Here is a 21,068-nt window from a genome sequence, read left to right as displayed (position 1 = left end):
ATCAATTAAAGTATTAGCTAAAATTTAGGAGGAACAAAATGAGAGTATTAGTATGTAAAGATTATGATGGAATGAGTAAAAAAGCAGCTGAAATGATAGCAGCTCAAATAGTTTTAAAGCCAAATTCAATATTAGGATTAGCTACGGGAAGTACGCCAATAGGTATGTATAGAGATTTAGTTAAGAAATATAATGAAAATATAGTAGATTTTTCAGATGTAATAAGCTTTAATTTAGATGAATACTATAAGTTGCCAATATCTAATGACCAAAGTTATGATTATTTTATGAAAGAAAATCTGTTTAATCATGTAAACATTAAGTCAGAAAATACTCATTTACCAAATGGAATGGCTGATGATATTGAAAAAGAATGTATAAATTACGAAGCTTCTATTGATAGAGCAGGTGGTATAGATGTACAAGTACTTGGAATAGGTCGTAATGCTCATATAGGTTTTAATGAACCTGATAATAAATTTGCAAAAAGAACTCATGTAGTTGAATTAACAGAATCTACAATAGAAGCTAATGCAAGATTCTTTGAATCAAGAGAAGATGTTCCTAAAAAAGCTGTAAGTATGGGAATTGGTTCAATTTTAAAATCTAAAAAAATATTACTTTTAGCTTCAGGAGAAGAAAAAGCTGATGCAGTATATAAAACTGTTTATGGGGATATAACTCCAAAAGTTCCTGGTTCTATACTTCAACTTCACAAAGATACTATAGTTATAGTAGATGAAGCAGCAGCAAGTAAACTGAATCCAAAAGATTATAAATTAGTATAAGAATATAATTGGGTTTAAGTAAAAAATAGCTATCTTTAAATAATAAAATTTATTTAAAGATAGCTATTTTTATTTAAGTTATTTAGTTATTATTTTTTACGAAAACTCGTTATCAAGAAGTATCCAAATAATATATTAAAAATTATTATATTAAGTGGTATTCGGTCAAGCATAATAAAACTACCTATAATTGGAATTTTGCCAACTGGAAACATAAATATTAATACAGGCATTAATGTTAGTAAAAAAGATGGAAGACAGAGAAGGATTAATCTTGGAATATCAATATACCAATTGCCAGTTTTTTTATACTCCTTAATAAATAATTCAGTTCCTAACAATAAACCAATGCCACCAGAGGAGATTAAATTAATAAAAATAAATTTTTTAAAGTCTTGCATAAAACCAGTGCCAAATTTACGATAGAAGTCAAAATTCAATTTAACAGCTAAAAAATACATACTTAATAGAATAATTAAAAATAAAAGATATGTAAGCGTTTTTTTCATTTTAAATTCTCCCTTCAGAGATACTTTACCTAGTTTTATTTTGTTGAAATATAATTTTGTCAATGAGTTTAAGAAATCCATAAAATTAATTGAGAATGGAATAAGTATGATATATGAATAAATGTTTTTTATGCTTGAAGTAAACTGTATTACTTAATATAACTATAATATTAATTGTTTGAATATTCAATAAAAAGTCTGAGAAATATCAGTTTTGGTAGAAAATGAATAAATATAGTTAGAAGTTGGATTATTATTTTATAACATTTTGTATTGAGTCTGATAAATTCTATAATAATTTGTTTTTGCCTTAAAATTGCCTTAAAATCTAAACAATTTTAAAACTAATGTACCATAAAAAGCTGATATAATTTAAATATAGTAAAAAATATTATTTATCTTATTAGATTGGGGTTTTATTGTTTAATCAATGTATTTATACTATTTAATTTAAATTAAGAGTTTATTAAGGAGTGAGTGTATGAATAAGTTAATTTATATAGCAGATGACGAAGATAATATAAGAAATTTGGTAAAGACATTCTTAAAAAATGAAGGCCATGATGTTATGGATTTTAAAACAGGTGACGAACTTTTAGAGCAATTTAATAAAAAAGAGTGTGACTTAGTAATCCTAGATATAATGATGCCTGGTTTAAGTGGTTTTGATGTATGTACGAAACTTCGTGAGAAGAGTACTGTTCCAATAATAATGCTTACTGCAAGAGATACAGATATAGATTATATTACAGGGATAACTTTGGGTAGTGATGATTATTTTACAAAGCCATTTAGCCCAATGTCTTTAGTTATGAGAGTAAAGTCGATATTTAGAAGGATAGAATTTGAAAAGAAACAAATTTATGATAAGTATGGTGATTCTGTAGATATGGAATTGAAATTTGGTGATATAACAATAAATAAAAAAAATAAAATCGTTACAAATAAAAGTGACAATATAGACTTAACACCAAATGAATACAACTTATTAACTTATTTGTTTGAAAATAGAGACAGAGCAGTTTCTAGAGATGAATTATTAAATAAAATATGGGGATATGATATAGAAGTTGAGACAAGAGCTGCTGACGATACGGTAAAGAGACTACGTAAAAAAATTTTAGATACAAATATTTTGATAGAAACTGTCTGGGGTTTTGGGTTTAGATTAAAGGAGAAAAATTCAGATGGAAAATAAAAATGATAAAAAGAGAGAAAATAAGATTAAATCCATATTTAAATTAAAATTTTCAAAGAAAAATATAAGCATAAAAACTAGAATTTTATTGAGCATATTGTGTTTAATAATTGTAGTCTTTATGATAATATTAGTATCTTTTAATATATTGCTTGATACGTACATAAAAACGACTGCAAATGAAGAACTAACAAAATCTACAGAAATAGTAGAACATATGGATAGCAATTTTAGACCTATTAAGCCTCCTCAAGATGATGGAAAGCTTCCTCCAAAAGCATTATCTAATTTTATGAGAAATGTACAAGATAAAGTTAGGATGGCAGAAACACAATCAGATGCTGATGCTATGGTGGTTGATTCAAAGTATAACTTGATATTTCCAACAAGAGAGGATGATTTCTTAAAGAATATTGATGAGATGGAATCGATTAAAAAGTGTATCCAAAATGAAAAACTCGACTTAAACTCAGATGAAAACACACGTATATCCACTGGAAGTAAAGATTATTATATTTCGACTGTAAAAATTACTAGTATATATGGAGAACAAGATAAATATTTGATTCTTTTTATAGATATATCAAAGACTTTAAATCTAGTTCAAAAGATAAATATTGTATTGATATTTGTAATGTGTTTTGCTGGGATATTAGCAATATTTACAGCAGTAGTTTTATCTGAAAAAATTGCTAAGCCGATAAAAGAGTTATGTGGTTTTGCAAAAAAAATGGGTCAAGGAGATTTTAAAAGAACTTACTTTGACTTTTCAGATAAGGAATTAGTAGAACTTTCAAATATTATGAATAAGAGTGCTGAATATCTTGATAAGTATGATAATGAACAAAAAATATTTTTTCAAAATGCTTCTCATGAACTTAGGACTCCACTTATGTCCATTAAAGGTTATGCAGAAGCCATAAAGTATAATGTAATAGATAGCAAACATGCAAGTGATATAATACTTGAAGAAAGTGATAGGTTGAGTGATATGGTTGAAGATTTGTTATATATTTCTAAAATTGATAATATAACTAAAGATTATGACCTTGTAGAATGTGATTTAAGGGAAGTACTTTCAAACTGTGGTTCTAGACAAAATGTAAGAGCGGCAAATAAAGGTATAAAATTTATTTATGAGTTTGATGAAGAAATGGTTCTATTTGAATGTGATGAAAAAAATGTATCCAAAGCATTTATGAATCTTATAGAAAATGCTTTAAGGTATGCTAAGAGTGAAATTAAAATAGTATGTAAATATAATCAAAAAAATATAGTTGTTGTAGTTGAAGATGATGGGATTGGGATTAATAAAGACGATTTACCTCATATTTTTGAACGATTTTATAAGGGAGTTGGGGGAAATCATGGAATTGGATTATCAATAGTTAAATCTATTGTAAATAAACATGGTGGACGTATATATGCGGAAAATGGTAAAAAAGGAGCTAAGTTTACTATAGTATTTAAGTTATAAAGATAATATTGATATATATTAAAGAAATATGTCAATATTTGAAGTTGTTTTTTACATATATCTATTGTATACTGTTGAAAAAAGAACAATATTAAGCTGACATATATTATAATGGTTGACAATTAAAGTAGATGCTTAAATATACATGCAGAAAGGAAAAGTAAAATCTGAAGTGTATTTAGCTTAAGTAAGCTTCTTATTTTATAAAAAATATGTATGAAAGAACAACTGCTTTTTGATATTACAAATTTAGTAACAGTTATCTTTGAAGCTTTTGTTGTCCATATGTTTTTATCAGATTTTTTAGGTCAGAAAGAAGGATATACAAGAACTGTAAGATATGCTAGATTGGGTTTTATAATATGTTTAGGAGTCTGTAATTTAATAACTTTAAATCCTGTAATCACAACACCTTTAATTTTCATCCTTATTTTTTCATCATCATTTTTATATGAAGGAAATACAAAGACACGATTGTTTGCGACTGTTTTATTAAATGTATTCTTTATATTATCAGAAATTGTGGTAACAAGTATTTTTGTTTTATTTATAAAAGAAGGCTTCGAAATAATGTTTGAAAACAATACTATAAGAGTACCAGCCACAATTTTATCTAAGATAGTTTTTTTATTTATATGCAAGATAGTTTGTTTATTTAAAAAAGATGTACATTCAGATATGCCAATAAAGTATTGGGTTATTTTACTTGCAATACCTTTGTTCAGCTTATTTCTGACTATTTCTATCTTTGATGTAAATAATTTTTTTAGTTCTGAAAGTTTAAAATTTCTAAACTTAATATCAAGTGTTGGTATTTTATATATTAATTTTATCGTGTTTTATCTATTTAAATCTATTATAGATAAAACTAAATTATCTATGAAGTATGAAATACTTGAGCAAGAAATAATTCATAAGGAAGAATTAAGGCTCAGTAATGAACGTTATAAAATTATTGTTGAACAGACTGACTCTGTTGTCTTTGAATGGAATGCTAAAGAAAATAAATCATTTGTATCTCAAGCATGGAATGAAAAATTTGGATATAGTAGTAAATGTGACAATCTTTTAAAAGAGATTATGGATAAAGAATTAGTTCATCAGGAAGATTATAGTGGATTTGAAGAGTTTCTTAAGTGTATTAAAGAAAATAACAAACATAATCAGGTAATCTATCGTTTAAAAAAATCTAATGGCGAATACCTTTGGTGTAGAACATCAGTAACAAAGATTTTTAATGATGAAAATGAACTTTTGAAGGTTGTAGGCGTAATTGTAGATGTAGATAGTGATATAAAAAAATACGAAGAGTTGAAAACTAGAGCAGAAAGTGACTCATTGACAAATATATACAATAAAGGTACCTTTGAAAAATTAGTAGAAGAAGTTATATCTACAAATAAAAGCAATAAAAAAGATGCATTATTCATTATTGATTTGGACGATTTTAAGGAAATAAATGATAATTTTGGGCATCCATTTGGTGATTTTGTATTAAAAACTTTTGCTGAGAAGATACAAGATAGTTTTGGGAATGAAGATTTAGTTGGAAGAATTGGTGGAGATGAATTTGTAGTATATATGCAAGATTATCATTCAGAAGTAAATTTGCATAAAAAAGCTAAAGAATTAAATAGAGTACTTTATGAGAACTACAATGATTTAAGTTTTAGCTTTGAGGCTTCTGTTAGTATAGGTATTGCAAGACATCCTCAAAATGGAAATTCATTTTTAGAATTGTTTAAAAATGCAGATAGAGCTCTTTATAATGTAAAGGCCTCTGGAAAAAATTCTTACTGTTTATTTGAAGAAGAATTATATATACAGTGAATTTAGAAGATATAGTTTGAGTATATAGTTAAATTATTAAAAAAGTTGACTCATGTAGTGAATTTGTAAGTATTTGTTAAAGGCTATGACCATAAAAAGCATAGCCTTATTTTCATGTCTAATTAAGAACTATGTATTTTAAAAGAATTCTATTTATTAAAACCAAATTGTCAATAAGTTTTATAGTTTAAAAATATGTAGGATTCATAAATGGTATTGTAAGTTCTGTGACTTCTCCACTTGGAAAATCTGTCTCTCCCACAATGAAGGGTTCAAGTTTGTCGCTTTTCTGAAACAAGTTTTGAAAGAATTCTACTGGATAATTTTCCTGATTTAAAAATTTTAGATTCTTTTCAAATGCTATTTGTGCAGGATGTTTAACTAGTTCTCTAATTTCTTTCCTTGTGTTTGTGTCAATAAAATATTTTCCACTTTTATCAGAGCGAAATTCTAGGTCTGTTACTATAGGCATATAAAAAATATTTAAAGTAGTTGGTTCAATATTAACAAGAGTATTAAAATCTACAATTGTCATGTTTTTAGGATTATCAATATACTCTTGTGTATCTGTATCTCCAAAAGCAATTAGCATTTTCTTAACTCAAAATAATGTAATACATATTACCAAACCTATAGCGCTGATAGCCAAAAAAATCAATCCAACTCCAACTGATTTTTTTCTAGATTCAATTTCTTTACAATCTTCTTTAGACATATCTATAATAGGGTATTTTCGTCTACCTATTAAGTATATTATTAAACCACTCGAATTATTACCATTCATAGCAAATAATCCCCACAATTTAGGATGTTTTAATCCACGAGCTTTTGCATCAATCACAGTCATATGATAAATTTGATATACAACACCAACTGAACCCACAAGAGCTACAGCAAAACATATCAAAATAAGCATAGTTTTATTCACTTCCATAATGAGTACACCTCCTAAAATTTTCTTATAATTTGGTAGAACAATGCTGATGAACTTATTATTGCTGTACAAAATACACTAACCATAAAGTAGTAGTTGTCTGGTATAAAGCTATTAAATAGCACAAATAAAATAAGTAATATAATATTGATAATAATTGCAGTTATTAACTTTTTATTACTATTAACTAGATTTGTACTTTCTTTTAAATGTTCAATCATTTTATTATCTCCTTTCAATAATTCATCTAAGCTAATGGAATACAAATCACTTAGTTTGATGACGCTTATAATATCTGGATAAGATTTCTCATTTTCCCAATTTGAAATTGTTTGTCGTGATACATTAATTTTTTCTGCAACTTTTTCCTGTGTCAATCCAGAATTTATACGAGCATTTTTCAGTTTCTTTCCAATTTCCATGTAGCTATCGCTCCTTTCATAATTATTTTGTCATATTGAGAGGGTAAAATCTATCAAATATCTTTTACAATAGTGATTTAAGTGTGTCAAAATATTTTTACATGCCTGTATATGTGTTGAAACAGGTCTTATTTCTTGAGTTAATTTCAATCATTTTTATAGAAATATAAATCTGAAGTATTTCATCAGCATAATCTAGTGTAATACCTGTAATTTCTTTTATTTTATTAATTCTATAAAACAGAGTATTTCTATGGATATTTAAAACTTCAGCTGCTTTGCTTGGTGAATTATTAAAGTAGATATATTGCTTTAAGGTCTCTAAAAAATTAGAACCATTTTTTTTATCTTCTTCAATTAGTTTGGTTACAGCAGGATGATTGAGGTCATATAAATCATAGTTGGTACTAAGTAGCTCGTAGAGGATATATGGTATGCTTTTCCCAAATGGAGAAAAGTTTATGTCATATTTTTGAGCAATTTCACTAGCTTTTTTGGCTTGAATATAATACTTCCAACTATCAGATAGCTTTGAAAATCTTGGGCTTATTCCAGCATAAAGTGAATTTAGTTTTAAGTAATTAATAAATTCTTTATTTTCATGCTCAATTAAATTATGAATTAAAGAATCATTAATAAAAACAACTAAAGTAGACTTGTATACTACACAATTATTAGATGGTATAAATGCACTTAAAGACTGCATAATAAAAGGAACTTTACTGTCAAAGTAATTATTATCTTTGTTTACTATTACCATTATGTTTAATGAATTTGACTTAGTCCAATTTAGATAATGAAATCTTCTGCTTATAGTATCATCATCTAGATACTTTTTTTCCAACAAATCAGAAAGTATATAATTAGGAATAAGTTTTTTATCTATATTAAACAGATTATTTTTTTGCAATTCTAGAGATAAAGCTTTATTAAGTGATTCTAATAATTTGAAGTGAAATTCATTAAATGGAATTTTCCATTCACAGATAGCTATATGAGCTATTTCAATTTCTTCTACACACACGGATGAGATTAATGTACCAAGCCAGCTGTCTGGTTTATTTTCTTCTTTAATAGATTTATTATAATGTATTTTTTTATGTATATTTTGATATTTTATGTAATTTATTGTTTCTTCGTCTAAATATTTATCTCCATTAGAATCTTCAGTAAGTTGCAATATATCACTAACATCATAAGAATGAGCTAAAACTTTGAAGGTAGAGTCACGAATTATCATGGGATAGCCAAATTCTTCATGTGCTATATCAATTAAATATTGTATGCCTTTATTCTCAGAAACCACATCAAAAAACCTTTGAGAACATAAACTAAGACGTATTTCTTGATTCATAATATTTAACAATTCACTAAAAAGGTCATATTTTTCTTTTTTTGATTTTATGATACAAATATCTGAGTTTAAATTATATCTTTCTAAATCAATGTTAACTTCATTTTGTATAAATATACCTAAAAAATTTATATTGTTCAAATCCACAGTAATATCTGATATATTTCCTAAATATAAACATCCAGTAGTAAATTCAGTTTGATTATTCTTATAAATATTCAAGCTAGTAATGTCTATATATTCATCTGGAAATGGCTTTAATACTGAGATATATTGAGATATATCTTTCATTAAATCTGTTAATTTCATGCTAAACCTCCTCTAATTATATTTGATTGTACTATAGCACAATCAATATAGTATATTTTACATTAAAGTTTAGATTATAACACATAGTTTAGGTAAATTAATTTATATATAATTAGTTATATAAATTAAGAAAATATCAAAGTAAGAAATTTTTAATTAAATAAGAATTAAATTTTTAATAAATAAAAATAAAGGGAGTGTGAAGTATGGCAATAACTAAAATTACTAATGTTAAAATATTTGATGGAGAAAAACTTTCAGAACAAAGGAATGTTGTAATAGAAGATGGTGTGATATCATCAAAAACAATATCTGATATTACTATAGATGGAGAAGGATGCACTTTACTTCCAGGATTTATTGATTCTCATATACATTTGGATAGTTTAAAAAACTTGGAGGACGCAACTGATTGGGGTATAACTACTATGCTTGATATGGCAACTAATAGTAAAGATGTAGTAGAATCTTTAAGAAATTTAGACGGATTAACTGATATTCGTAGTGTATATGAACCTGTTGCACCAGAATCGCACCCTCATCTTATGGGAATGGGGTTTAAAGATAGTAAAATACACACTATTGAAGATGCTGAAAATTTTGCTAAGAAACAAATTAAACAAGGAGCAGATTTTGTAAAAATCATAATAGAAGACCCTAAAACATCTAAAACGGCTTTTGATTTTGAGACAATAAAAAGAGTAGTTGAAATATCTCATGAACATGGTAAAAAAGTATTTGCTCATGCACCTACAACTATAGCTTATGAATATGCAGAAAAAGCAAATGTTGATGTAATAAATCATATTCCTTTTATAGGTAAATTATCTGATGATGTAGCCAAAAGGATAAAAGAGAAAAATCTTATATCAATTCCAACTATAGTTATGATGGAAAGTATAGTATCAAATATAAAAAAAGCTACAGGAAGAGAAGATGTTAGGTTAGAAACAGCAATAGAAAATACAGCTACATTGAAAAAAGCTGGAGTGATGATATTAGCTGGAACTGATGCAAATAATGATGAAAATTCTATTAGTATAGTGAAACATGGGGAATCTCTTCATCGTGAATTTGAATTATTAGTTAAGGCAGGTCTTAATACAATTGAAGTACTTGAGAGTGCAACAAGTTTACCAGCAAAATTATTAGGTCTTAATGACCGTGGAGTAATAAAAGAGGGAAAAAGAGCTGATTTAGTAATGGTTGAAGGTGACCCAATTAAAGATATAGCAGCAACTAGAAATATAAAAGGTGTATGGATAAAGGGTAATAAAGTAAGATAATGAATGGAGTATTGTTAAAAATAAAAGAAGTTTATGTTAAAGGAGATTGAGAACATGTTATTAAGTAGACCAGGAAAAAATTCTATAGAAGATATAGTGGATAAAAATAGTGTAAAAGAGCTTATAGAATTTGAAAGGTTTTGTAGAGATAATGCGTTATGGGATGAAATGAAAAAATGTTTTGCAAAGGAATCTACTGTTTTAATATCTTGGTATCAAGGTAGTGGAGAGGGGTTCGTAGAAGAATCAAGTAAGATGAAATCTTATGCGCCACATAAAATTTGTGATACATTAGTTTGGGTAAATAAAGATAAGGCAGTATCAATTACAATGGGAGCTATCCATATTAGAAATGAAATAGATGGAAATTTAGTTGAACTTCAGTCAGATGTCAAGTTTCTGTATAAGACTCAAAAGATAGACGATATGTGGTATATAATATCTATGGATGCTATATATGAAAAAGATATAATTTTACCTGTTTATCAGGATGGGGATGTCAAAATTTCTAAGGAAGATATAAAGGATTATAGACCTTCATATGCAAGTCTTTCTTATATGCTTAGTACAGATGGATATAAAATAAATCAAGAACTCCCCGGAATAGATAGACCAGAGAAGGTTGATAGACTTTATAAAGATGCAGAAAAATGGCTATTAGATAACTCTAGAAATTAGTTTAAATATAAATAAAGATGTAGGTGATTTTATATAAAATCACCTACATCTTTTTAAATAAACTTCTGTATGCTTTAGATAATACTATTATAAAATTTATTTAATTTGCTATACTCATTATTAATCTTTACATTCATTTTTGTATTCTTTAGTATCTCCTTTTACATTTTAACTTCTGCTGATATTTGAGTTAGATATTCATTAGAATCTCTTACACTTATATCATATAGGAGATATTCTTCATAAACAAAATCTCCCATATATAAATTATTTTGATTGAAAAATTCTAATAGTTTTTCATAAGTTTTATTAATAGTTTCATAACTTCCTTTATGATAAGCAGTTACATAAAGCCCTTTTGGTTTGATTGATGTAGGATATTTCTTATAGTCTTTATTAACTTTTGTAAATAAATATGAATATGACTCAAAATCTCTATTCATTATATCTTCGCCTTTAATGATTGAACCAATCATACCATCATCACCTAAATCATAGTTATCCATAAAGTTAATACATTCATATAAAAAGTTTTCATCATCATCTCCAAGAAAGGGTTCTTTATAAGTAAGAGGCGTTTTGACTAAATACTCTTCCTCATGTTCTTCTAAAGTAATCGTATTTGCATCTATATTACATGCTTTTTTAGTAAATGAAATAGTAGACTCCATTAAAGCCTTAATATTATTCAATTTTTCAATTTCATTGTTAATATCAAGAGTTTTCTTTTCTAAAAGTTCAATTAGTAAACTCGGAGTTCGTTTATCTATGTAAGCTTTAATTTCTTTTAAAGGCATTTTAATTTCCTTAAGAGAAGAAATTATACCAAAAATACTGAGTTGATGGTATGAGTAGTATCTATATCCGTTTTCCTTCTTTAACTCTGGAGAGAAAAGACCTATATCATCATAATGAAAAAGCGTCTTTTTATTGACTCCACAAATCTTTGCAAATTCTCCAGTTGTGAAATAATTTTTCGAAATTTGACTCATAATTAAAATTCCTCCTTGACTATCCTGTTACAGTATAGTTTATCATAATATTCTATAAAGGAGTGTGATTGTATGAAAAAATTAATTCGTTTTTTAAAACCATATAGAGTTTTAATTGTTACAGTGCTGATGTTTACATTTTTACAAACTCTTGGAACTTTATATATACCAACACTTACAGCAAGTATAGTAAATAATGGTGTAGTAAAGGGGGATGTAGATTATATTGTAAAGACAGGTTTAATTATGTTGATAGCAGCAGGTATAACAGCTTTATCAGCTGTTTTAGTTTGCAAAGTATCATCAAATCTCTCATCTGGATTTTGTAGAGATATTAGAGAAGCAGTATTTATAAAATCACAAGATTTATCAATAAATGATTTTAATAAAATAGGAACAGCTTCAATGATTACTAGGAGTACTAGTGATATTACTTTAATAGGTCAATCTTTGTTTATGTTTATTCAGTTGGTATTACCAGCACCAATCATAACAGTTTCTGGTTTATTCTTAGCATATTCTATAGATAAAGTAATGACAATTATTATTGTTACAGTAATGTTTCTATTCATGTTATCTGCGTTTTTGGTTGGTAAAAAAGTTATCAGATTGTTTAAAATGATGCAAATAAAGATGGATAATATGAATAGAGTATTACGTGAAGTAGTAACTGGAGTAAGAGTTATAAGAGCTTTTGATAGAAGTCGTTTTGAAAAAAAGAGATTTGATAGAACTGCAATAGATTATTCTGAAACAGCAATTTCAATAAATAAAATATTTGCAGTACTTATGCCTGTTGTAATGTTAATAATGAACTTAGGTATAGTGAGTATAATTTGGTTTGGTGGTATGAGAGTAAGTAATGGAAATATGGAGATAGGTCATATAATGGCACTGGTTGAGTATTGTATCTTAATATTATTTTATTTAATTATGGGAGTAATGGTATTTATGTACATACCTAGAGCAGGAGCTTGTGCAGATAGAGTAAACCAAATCTTAGACATAGAACCTGAAATTGTAGATGGAAATGGATATAAAGATATTACTTCAGAAAGAGGTCATTTAGTATTTAAAAACGTAACTTTTTCATATTCCCAGTCGGAGGAACCTGTTTTAAACAATATAACATTTGAAGCAAAATCTGGAGAAGTAACTGCAATTATAGGAAGCACTGGTTCTGGTAAATCTACTATTGCAAATATAATACCACGTTTTTTTGAAATTCAATCTGGAGAAATATCTATAAATGGTCAAGATATTAAGAATATGCCTCAAAAAGAGCTTAGAGACAAGATTGGATTTGTACCACAAAAAGCCTTTTTATTTAGTGGGACAATAGAAGAAAATATAAGATATGGAAAAGAAGATGCAAGTATTGAAGAAGTAAAACATGCTGCAAATGTAGCCCAAGCTGATGAATTTATTTCTGATATGGAAGATAAGTATGATTCGTTCGTAGCACAAGGAGGAAATAACTTATCTGGTGGCCAGAAACAGAGAATATCTATTGCAAGGGCATTAGTTAGAAAACCAGAAGTATATGTTTTTGATGATAGCTTTTCTGCATTAGATTTCAATACAGATAAAAGGCTTAGAAAAGCATTGAAGAATGAAATTAAAGATTCATCAGCCATAATTATAGCACAGCGTATAAGTACAATTATGGATGCTAATCAGATTATAGTTTTGAATGATGGAGAAATTGTAGGTATAGGAAAACATAAAGAGTTACTTGAAAATTGTGAAGTTTATAAGCAAATCGCAGATTCACAGCTTAGTAAAGAAGAACTTGCATAGAGTGAAGAATCAATCTGTGTATTTGGAGGTGTAATATGAGTGAAAAAATAACAGAAAAACAAGATGTAGATGTACTTAGTTTTGAGGATGGTATGTCAGCAGAAAAAGCTAAAAATGCAAAAAAGACTACTAAAAGATTATTGGAATATATGAAAAAACAAAAATTTAAGTTATTAATGATTTTTATTTCAGTATTAGTAAGTTCAGCTCTTACAGTTTTAGCACCAATGGTTATGGGAAAAGCTATTGACCAATTATTTAATGGGATTAAGACTGCAGTTCAAACAGGTACAAAGTTCAGTGTGAATTTTAGTACTATGGGAGGTATAATATCAATACTTCTAGGGTTATATTTGATTAGTGCAGTATTCATATATATACAACAATATATTATGTCAGGGGTTGCACAAAATTTAGTTCTTAACATGAGAAAAGATTTAAGTGATAAATTAAATAAGCTTCCTCTTAAGTACTATGATTCCCACAAAAAAGGGGAAACACTTAGTATCGTAACAAATGATTTAGAGAAGGTAGCAGATAGTTTACAAGAAGGGTTAATGCAACTTATTACGGCAGTGGTCACAGTGATTGGTTCTATTGTAATGATGATAAGCATAAGTATACCACTTACAATAGTATCAGCTGTAACATTGCTTGTTTCCTTAGGTATTACTGTTATAATTGCAAGAAAATCACAAAATAGATTTTCAGAAAATCAAAAAGCATTGGGAGAATTAAATAGCAATATAGAAGAGATGTTTACTGGTCAAATAGTAGTCAAGGCATTTAGTAAAGAAAAAGATACTATAAAAAACTTCAAAGAATTAAATCAAAATCTTTATAATGCTAGTAGAAAAGCTCAATTCTCATCATATGCTATATCTCCAATTATTAGATTTATAAATCAAATTGGGTATGTTATTATAGCAGTTGTGGGAGGTGTATTTGCATCAACTGGAGCAATGACTCTTGGTAGTATACAGGCGTTTATACAATATGTAAATCAAGCATCAGAGCCTACTACAGAGATATCTTATATTGTAAATATGCTTCAAGCTGCAATTGCATCTGCAGAGAGAGTTTTTAAAGTTATGGATGAAGTTGAAGAAATAAAGGACAAAGAAGATTCAAAAGTTATCAATATGCCTAAAGGTAAAGTGGAATTTGAACATGTTAAATTTGGATATAGTGATGATTCTATTCTTATGAAAGATATTAATATTAAATTGAATGCAGGAGATAAGATTGCAATTGTTGGACCTACAGGAGCTGGGAAGACAACTCTTGTAAATTTACTTATGAGGTTTTATGAGATACAAGGTGGAAGAATTACTATTGATGGAGTTAATATAAAAGACTTAAAACGTGGAGAACTTAGAACTATGTTTGGAATGGTTCTACAAGATACATGGCTATTTAATGGTAGTATAAAAGAAAATATTGCTTATAGTAAGTCAGATGCTACAATGGATGAGATTGTAAATGCAGCAAAATCAGCAAGAGTAGACCACTTTATAAGAACTTTACCTCAAGGTTATGATACCGTATTGACTGAGGACGCTTCTAATCTATCTCAAGGTCAGAAACAACTTTTAACAATTGCCAGGGCAATACTTTCAGACCCATCAGTGTTAATTCTTGATGAGGCAACCTCTAGCGTAGATACTAGAACAGAGGTTGAGATTCAAAAGGCAATGAATAACTTAATGAAGGGAAGAACTAGCTTCGTTATTGCACATAGATTATCCACTATTCGTGATGCGGATTTAATATTAGTAATGAAAGAAGGTACTATTATTGAACAAGGAAATCACAAAGAACTTATTGAAAATAAAGGATTTTATGAAGAACTTTATAATAGCCAATTTTCAAGTGAATATGACGAAGAAGTTGTGTAATTAAAATAATTAATATGATAAGAAATAGATAGACTTATTTTAAATAAGTCTATCTATTTTTCATTTGAAACAACTAAATCAATAAATAATTGCATAAGGGGACTAATCCACTTATTTTTATGATGGCCACATACTGCTACAATGCTTCTATCATCTAACTCTGTATCTATTGCACATAGTTCTCCTGTCTTCAAATCATCTTCTACTGCAAACGTAGGAAGGTATGACACTCCCATATCATTTTTTACTAAATTTTTAATAGTAGGTATACTCCAGAGTTCAATCGTATGGTCTAGAGTAATATTTTTTTCATTTAAATATGATTCAAACATTTGTCTAAAAATACATGCTGGCTCATCTATTATGAAAGGTATATCTAATTCTTGGTTTGGAGTAATAAAATCAGGGAATTGTTTTTTTACTTTTGGAGATGCAACTAGTGTCAAAGGTGATTCTCCAACAGTATAGGTAGAAATAGAATTTCCCAAGCCTCCAATATCTTTATAAAATATTCCTAAATCAATGCTTCCTGCAAGCAAAGAATTTCTAATATCATAGCAATTCATTGAGCGAAGAAATAGCCTTGCATTTGGTGCCATTTCATGAAAACGTTTTAAAATAGGAGGTATTTTATAACAAATAAGAGTTTCTCCCATTGCGATATGTAAATCACCACGTAACTCAGACAAGTCAGTACCAAAATTCTTCATTTTATCAACAGAACATAGAACGTCATCCACATAAGGTATTAGATTTTTGCCAGCTTTAGTTAGAACCATTTTTCTTCCTATCTTTTCAAATAAGTGTGTAGATAGCTCTTGTTCTAACTGTTGCACTTGGAATGTTATTGTTGATTGTGTGTAATTGAGTTTATTTGCTGCTTTAGAAAAACTACCTTCTTCTATTATGGTTTTAAAAGTTTGTAGGTATTTAAAATACATGCTCATCCTCATTTCATTCAATATAATTGAAGTATAGATTTAAATATTTCGATTTTTTTTATTGTTTGATTTATAGTATTATAATATAAAAGGAGAGTGATTACAAGTGTTGAGTGAAGTTTTATTGTCTTTTTTACCATACGCATTTGTTACAGGTTTTACACCAGGACCTAATAATATTCTTGCATTAAACACAATTAGTAATAATGGATGGAAAAAAGGAAAGTCAGTGGTTATAGGAATTAGTATGGGATTTATATGTATTATGTTTATATGTGCTCTTGGATGCCTTGAATTATCAAAGTTTATACCAATGATTACTGGTATTATGAAGTACATAGGAGCACTTTATATTATTTGGTTAGCAATACAAGTAGCTAAGAGCAAACCAAACAATGATAGTGATGTGAAGAAAGAATCCTTTTGGACTGGATTTATTTTGCAGTTTGTCAATGTAAAAATTATAATATTTGCTATTACTGTATATACAGGGTATGTAATACCTGTGTCACAGTCAGTTGAATATTTATTATCAGCAGCAGTTTGTAATAGTATTGTAGGCATATCTGGGACTTTGACATGGGCTCTAGCAGGAGGTATTTTACAAAAATATATAAACAAGCATTATAAAGTAATTAATATTATTATGGCACTAGTACTTGTTTGGAGTGCAGTAAAACTAATTTTAACATAATTAAGCATATAAATTTAATTATTTGGTATTATAAATTTAGAAGATGGAATTATGGATTATATCATTTTGAATAAGAAACTTGATTTTTTATTTGAAATATTTAATTTATCTATAAATGACATCTTCTTTTTTTTTATCTCTAAAACAACTATTCACTGACTATACAGAATCTAATACCATATAAAATTTAATAAATTTATAGAAATCTCATCAGCTTAATCTTGTTTGCCACATATATGCCATAAAGATGCACTTATTTTACGGAGATTTAACAAAGTCAAGTGAAGTATACTCTAAATATAAAATAAATCAAACATAGTTAAATGAATTGAGAGGTGATAATAATGGATAAGAAGTTAAACTATAGATTTGAGATGAAACACAAAATAACTGAAGCTGATGTCCTAGCTTTAAAATCAAGACTTTATCCAATAATGAAAAAAGATAGAAATGCATCAAAAGATGGAAAGTATCTTATCAGAAGTTTATATTTTGACACTCCTGAAGATAAAGCACTTTTAGATAAGTTAAATGGAGTTGCAATGAGAGAAAAGTTTAGAATAAGATTTTATAACAATGACCTTTCTTATATAAAATTGGAGAAGAAAATAAAACATTATAATATGACATCAAAACTGTCAGCTAGTTTAACTAAAAAAGAAGTAGAGAAGATATTAAAAAATGACATTGAGTTTTTAAAAGAATCAACAAACTGCTTATTAAGAGAATTTTATTTAAAAATAAAATGTGAAAGATTGGAGGCAAAAAGTATAGTTGATTATGATAGAGAAGCTTTTGTCTATCCACTTGGAAATGTAAGAGTTACAATCGATAGCAATATTAAGACTTCTGTAAATTCAGTCAATTTATTCAATAAAGAATTACCAACAGTATCAGTTATTGATGAAAATATGACTGTATTAGAAGTTAAATATGATGAGTTTATACCAGATTTTATAAAAGATTTGGTTCAGATTAATAAAACTACTTCTACAGCAGTTTCAAAGTATGCATCAAGTAGATTGTATATATAGGATTTAAATTCAAATTTTAGGTAAAGAGCGTCCAAATAAAATAAAAAAATTAAAAAATAGGAAGGATGATTTTAGTTATGACGTTTAACGATATTTTTAAATCAAGTTTTATAGAAAATGTATCAGGTTTTTCATTTGTAGATAGTGCTTTAGCTCTAGGTTCAGCATTTTTAGTAGGTTTGTTTATATATATGATTTACAAAAAAACCTATATGGGTATTATGTATTCTCGACCATTTAATGTGTCACTTGTAGCACTTACAATGCTTACAACTTTCGTAATATTGGCAGTTACATCAAATGTAGTTTTATCTCTAGGTATGGTTGGTGCTTTATCTATAGTAAGATTTAGAACAGCAATTAAAGACCCAATGGATTTGGTATTTCTATTTTGGTCATTAGGCTCAGGTATAGTTTTAGGTGCAGGTTTGATTCCATTAGCTGTTATGGGTTCAGTAATCATGGGATTGATTCTAATATTCTTTTCAAACAAAACAATATCTGAAACACCATATATATTGATGGTAAATTGTAATAATGAGAATTCAGAAGATATTGCAACTGACAAAATTAAAAAAGTATTTTCTAAATATCAAATAAAATCAAAAAGTGTTACACCAGAAAAAGGTATAGAATTGGTATTTGAAGTAAGAATGAAAGACGGAGAAACAAGTCTTATAAATGACTTAAGCCAAGTCGATGGAGTTACTAATGCAGTTCTTGTAAGTTATAATGGTGACTATGTAGCATAGAGAGGAGTAATCTTTTATGAAAGATAAAAAATTTACCCTTCTTATCTCAATTATGGTTATATTTTTATGTGCAGTAGTTGGAGTTTACAGTACATATGGTAATAAAAATGTTGATTTATATAGCAATGTATATATTGAAAAATATTTTGACAGAGACGAGGTTATGGAAGTTAATATAGAAATAGATGAAAGTGACTTGGAAGACATGAATGAAAATGCTATAAAAGAAGAATTTAAAGTTGCAAAAGTAACTGTAAATGGAGACACATATGGAAACGTTGGTATAAGAACTAAAGGAAATTCAAGTCTTACATCTGTAGCAAATAGTGATAGTGATAGATATAGCTATAAGATTAATTTCGATAAATATAATACTAGTCAAAGTATGGAAGGTCTTACTCAATTAAACCTTAATAACTGTTATTCTGATCCATCTTATATGAGAGAATTTTTAACTTATAGTGTCTGTGAGGAGATGGGATTAGCTACTCCAGAATTTGCATATGCTAAAGTTTCTATAAATGGTGAATATCATGGATTATATTTGGCAGTAGAAGGGTTAAAAGAATCTTATCTTGAAAATAATTTTGGAGATGTAACTGGAGACTTATACAAATCAGATGAAGGAGCTTCATTACAATATGAGGGTGATGACCCAGATAGTTACTCAAATCTAATCGTTGAAAGTGACAAGAAAACGGCTGATTGGTCTAAAGTTACAAAACTACTAAAATCTTTAGATACAGGTGAGGATATTGAAAAATATCTTGATGTAGATTCTGTCCTCAAAAATATAGCAATAAGTACAGCTTTATTAAATCTTGATAGTTATCAAGGTAGTTTCGCTCATAATTACTATTTATATGAACAAGATGGAGTGTTTTCTATGTTGCCATGGGACTTTAATATGTCATTTGGTGGATTTAGTGGTTTTGGTGGAGGTAGTCAATCTATAGCTATTGATGAACCTACAACAGGTAATTTGGAAGATAGACCTTTAATATCTGCATTATTAAAAAATGATACATATAAAGCTAAGTATCATGAATATCTAGAAGAAATAGTAACCAAGTACTTGGATTCAGATTATCTGGAAAATATGACAACAAAATTACATGACTTGATAGCATCATATGTAAAAGAAGACCCAACAGCATTTTATACTTATGAAGAATTTGAAAAAAATATAACATCTTCAATTGAAGACTCTAGTGATAATAAGGGATTTGGTGATAAAGAATCTAATAATAAAGAATCTAACAATGAAAATAAGAGTTTTGAAAACAAGAGTAATGAAAAAGAAGTTAATGCTGAATTAACATTAAGCAAAGCCAAAACTAATACGGATAATGATACTCAAAATAACACTACAGATAATAGTGAAAATGAGAATAATACAAATACCAATAAAAGTGGTGATGATACTAATGAAAAGTCAGGAGGGTCTATGGGTAAAGGTGGAAAGTCAATACCAGGAGTTTTAGAAGTTGCAGAAAATATGAGTAAAACTATAAAAGCTCAATTAAGTGGAGAATCTTCTTCAACTAAGGAAACTTCTGATGATAATAGTTCAAGTGAAAGTAAAGACACAGAAAATTCTGATGATAAGATGAGTGGCATGCCAGAGCCACCTGAAGGCATGGATGGTAAAACACCACCAGGAATGGGAAATATGGATAAGGGTGATATGAATGGTAAAAATGGAGATATGAATATAGATAGAAGTCAAGGTAATCCAAAGGAAGCTGGGGGTTTTGGTAATAAAGGAGGCGACTCTATGAATAAAACAACAACATACTCTAAATTAATTTTAGGTGGAGTTTCAATGATAATCATGTCAGTTATGCTAGTAGGTGTATCAAAGATAAACCGAAGAAGATTTATAAAGTCAAAATAGATTCAGATACAAATAATATTGATACTGTTAAGTAAATATCTACTTAACAGTATTTTTTTATTTTAATATCTTTGTTTTTAATAAAAAGTATTTTCTTATTAGTGTTAGATTAATAATCGTTGTAATTTCGTACATTTATAATTTTACAATGATATAGTAAAATTTGATTCTATTAAAAAAGTACATAGAAAAAAACGATTAGACAAAGTATGAAAAGTATAATACGATTATTTTGGGGTAAATGGAAAATAAATTTATATTTTGTAGAAATATCC

At 27.7% G+C, this 21,068-nt stretch carries 19 protein-coding genes; 12 read left to right on the top strand and 7 right to left on the bottom strand.

What is annotated here, in order from left to right; translation table 11 throughout:
• The first annotated feature begins 38 nt into the window (after positions 1-38).
• Positions 39-788, top strand: coding sequence for a glucosamine-6-phosphate deaminase (gene nagB, locus JJC01_15630; GenBank protein UDN57589.1), 750 nt, complete (start codon positions 39-41; stop codon positions 786-788).
• 89 nt (positions 789-877) lie between these two features.
• Here nagB and JJC01_15625 read toward each other — a convergent pair whose 3' ends face one another.
• Positions 878-1,297 carry a hypothetical protein gene (locus JJC01_15625; protein ID UDN57588.1) on the bottom strand — a complete coding sequence of 140 codons (420 nt, stop codon included), beginning with the start codon at positions 1,295-1,297 and terminating at the stop codon, positions 878-880.
• Positions 1,298-1,778: 481 nt separating this feature from the next.
• Here JJC01_15625 and JJC01_15620 point away from each other — a divergent pair, with 481 nt between their 5' ends.
• The 3 genes from JJC01_15620 to JJC01_15610 all read left to right on the top strand — a co-directional run bounded on the left by JJC01_15620 (position 1,779) and on the right by JJC01_15610 (position 5,802).
• Positions 1,779-2,495 carry a response regulator transcription factor gene (locus JJC01_15620; protein ID UDN57587.1) on the top strand — a complete coding sequence of 239 codons (717 nt, stop codon included), beginning with the start codon at positions 1,779-1,781 and terminating at the stop codon, positions 2,493-2,495.
• A complete protein-coding gene (locus JJC01_15615; protein UDN57586.1) occupies positions 2,485-3,972 on the top strand; it encodes a HAMP domain-containing histidine kinase in 1,488 nt (495 codons plus the stop codon). Before JJC01_15620 ends, JJC01_15615 begins: the two co-directional genes overlap by 11 nt.
• A 216-nt stretch (positions 3,973-4,188) precedes the next feature.
• Positions 4,189-5,802, top strand: coding sequence for a sensor domain-containing diguanylate cyclase (locus JJC01_15610; protein ID UDN57585.1), 1,614 nt, complete (start codon positions 4,189-4,191; stop codon positions 5,800-5,802).
• A 187-nt stretch (positions 5,803-5,989) separates the two neighbouring features.
• Here the strand turns inward: JJC01_15610 and JJC01_15605 are convergent, their stop codons facing one another.
• The 4 genes from JJC01_15605 to JJC01_15590 form a co-directional block, all read right to left on the bottom strand.
• Positions 5,990-6,394, bottom strand: a complete 405-nt coding sequence (locus tag JJC01_15605) for a DUF2185 domain-containing protein (GenBank protein UDN57584.1) — start codon at positions 6,392-6,394, stop codon at positions 5,990-5,992.
• A 9-nt stretch (positions 6,395-6,403) separates the two neighbouring features.
• On the bottom strand, positions 6,404-6,736 hold the full coding sequence (locus tag JJC01_15600) for a hypothetical protein (protein ID UDN57583.1): 333 nt from the start codon (positions 6,734-6,736) through the stop codon (positions 6,404-6,406).
• A gap of 14 nt (positions 6,737-6,750) precedes the next feature.
• Positions 6,751-7,158: a helix-turn-helix transcriptional regulator gene (locus JJC01_15595; GenBank protein UDN57582.1), complete on the bottom strand. Its 408-nt coding sequence runs from the start codon at positions 7,156-7,158 to the stop codon at positions 6,751-6,753.
• A 97-nt stretch (positions 7,159-7,255) separates the two neighbouring features.
• Positions 7,256-8,821 (bottom strand): helix-turn-helix domain-containing protein, encoded by a 1,566-nt coding sequence (locus tag JJC01_15590; GenBank protein ID UDN57581.1) that lies wholly within the window; start codon positions 8,819-8,821, stop codon positions 7,256-7,258.
• A gap of 206 nt (positions 8,822-9,027) precedes the next feature.
• Here JJC01_15590 and JJC01_15585 point away from each other — a divergent pair, with 206 nt between their 5' ends.
• A complete protein-coding gene (locus tag JJC01_15585) occupies positions 9,028-10,107 on the top strand; it encodes an amidohydrolase family protein (GenBank protein ID UDN57580.1) in 1,080 nt (359 codons plus the stop codon).
• Positions 10,108-10,161: 54 nt separating this feature from the next.
• Positions 10,162-10,785 carry a hypothetical protein gene (locus JJC01_15580; GenBank protein UDN57579.1) on the top strand — a complete coding sequence of 208 codons (624 nt, stop codon included), beginning with the start codon at positions 10,162-10,164 and terminating at the stop codon, positions 10,783-10,785.
• A 161-nt stretch (positions 10,786-10,946) separates the two neighbouring features.
• On the opposite strand, the gene JJC01_15575 is transcribed toward JJC01_15580, so the two are convergent.
• Positions 10,947-11,777, bottom strand: coding sequence for a MerR family transcriptional regulator (locus tag JJC01_15575; protein UDN57578.1), 831 nt, complete (start codon positions 11,775-11,777; stop codon positions 10,947-10,949).
• A 72-nt stretch (positions 11,778-11,849) separates the two neighbouring features.
• On the opposite strand from JJC01_15575, the gene JJC01_15570 reads away from it, so the two are divergent.
• On the top strand, positions 11,850-13,577 hold the full coding sequence (locus JJC01_15570; protein UDN57577.1) for an ABC transporter ATP-binding protein: 1,728 nt from the start codon (positions 11,850-11,852) through the stop codon (positions 13,575-13,577).
• Between the two features lie 35 nt (positions 13,578-13,612).
• The gene (locus JJC01_15565) at positions 13,613-15,475 is read left to right on the top strand and encodes an ABC transporter ATP-binding protein (protein ID UDN57576.1); all 1,863 of its coding nucleotides are present in this window, start codon (positions 13,613-13,615) and stop codon (positions 15,473-15,475) included.
• A 53-nt stretch (positions 15,476-15,528) separates the two neighbouring features.
• On the opposite strand, the gene JJC01_15560 is transcribed toward JJC01_15565, so the two are convergent.
• A complete protein-coding gene (locus tag JJC01_15560) occupies positions 15,529-16,416 on the bottom strand; it encodes a LysR family transcriptional regulator (GenBank protein UDN57575.1) in 888 nt (295 codons plus the stop codon).
• A gap of 106 nt (positions 16,417-16,522) precedes the next feature.
• Between JJC01_15560 and JJC01_15555 the strand changes: the two genes are divergently transcribed.
• The 4 genes from JJC01_15555 (at position 16,523) to JJC01_15540 (ending at position 20,793) form a co-directional block, all read left to right on the top strand.
• Positions 16,523-17,110, top strand: a complete 588-nt coding sequence (locus JJC01_15555; protein UDN57574.1) for a LysE family transporter — start codon at positions 16,523-16,525, stop codon at positions 17,108-17,110.
• A gap of 344 nt (positions 17,111-17,454) precedes the next feature.
• A complete protein-coding gene (locus tag JJC01_15550) occupies positions 17,455-18,144 on the top strand; it encodes a polyphosphate polymerase domain-containing protein (protein UDN57573.1) in 690 nt (229 codons plus the stop codon).
• Between the two features lie 65 nt (positions 18,145-18,209).
• A complete protein-coding gene (locus tag JJC01_15545; GenBank protein UDN57572.1) occupies positions 18,210-18,896 on the top strand; it encodes a DUF4956 domain-containing protein in 687 nt (228 codons plus the stop codon).
• A 16-nt stretch (positions 18,897-18,912) separates the two neighbouring features.
• A complete protein-coding gene (locus tag JJC01_15540; GenBank protein ID UDN57571.1) occupies positions 18,913-20,793 on the top strand; it encodes a CotH kinase family protein in 1,881 nt (626 codons plus the stop codon).
• Positions 20,794-21,068: the final 275 nt, after the last annotated feature.

Origin of the sequence: Clostridioides sp. ES-S-0010-02 (assembly GCA_020641055.1) — a bacterium.
Taxonomy (GTDB): Bacteria; Bacillota; Clostridia; order Peptostreptococcales; family Peptostreptococcaceae; genus Clostridioides.
This window is presented reverse-complemented; position numbering and strand designations above follow the sequence as displayed.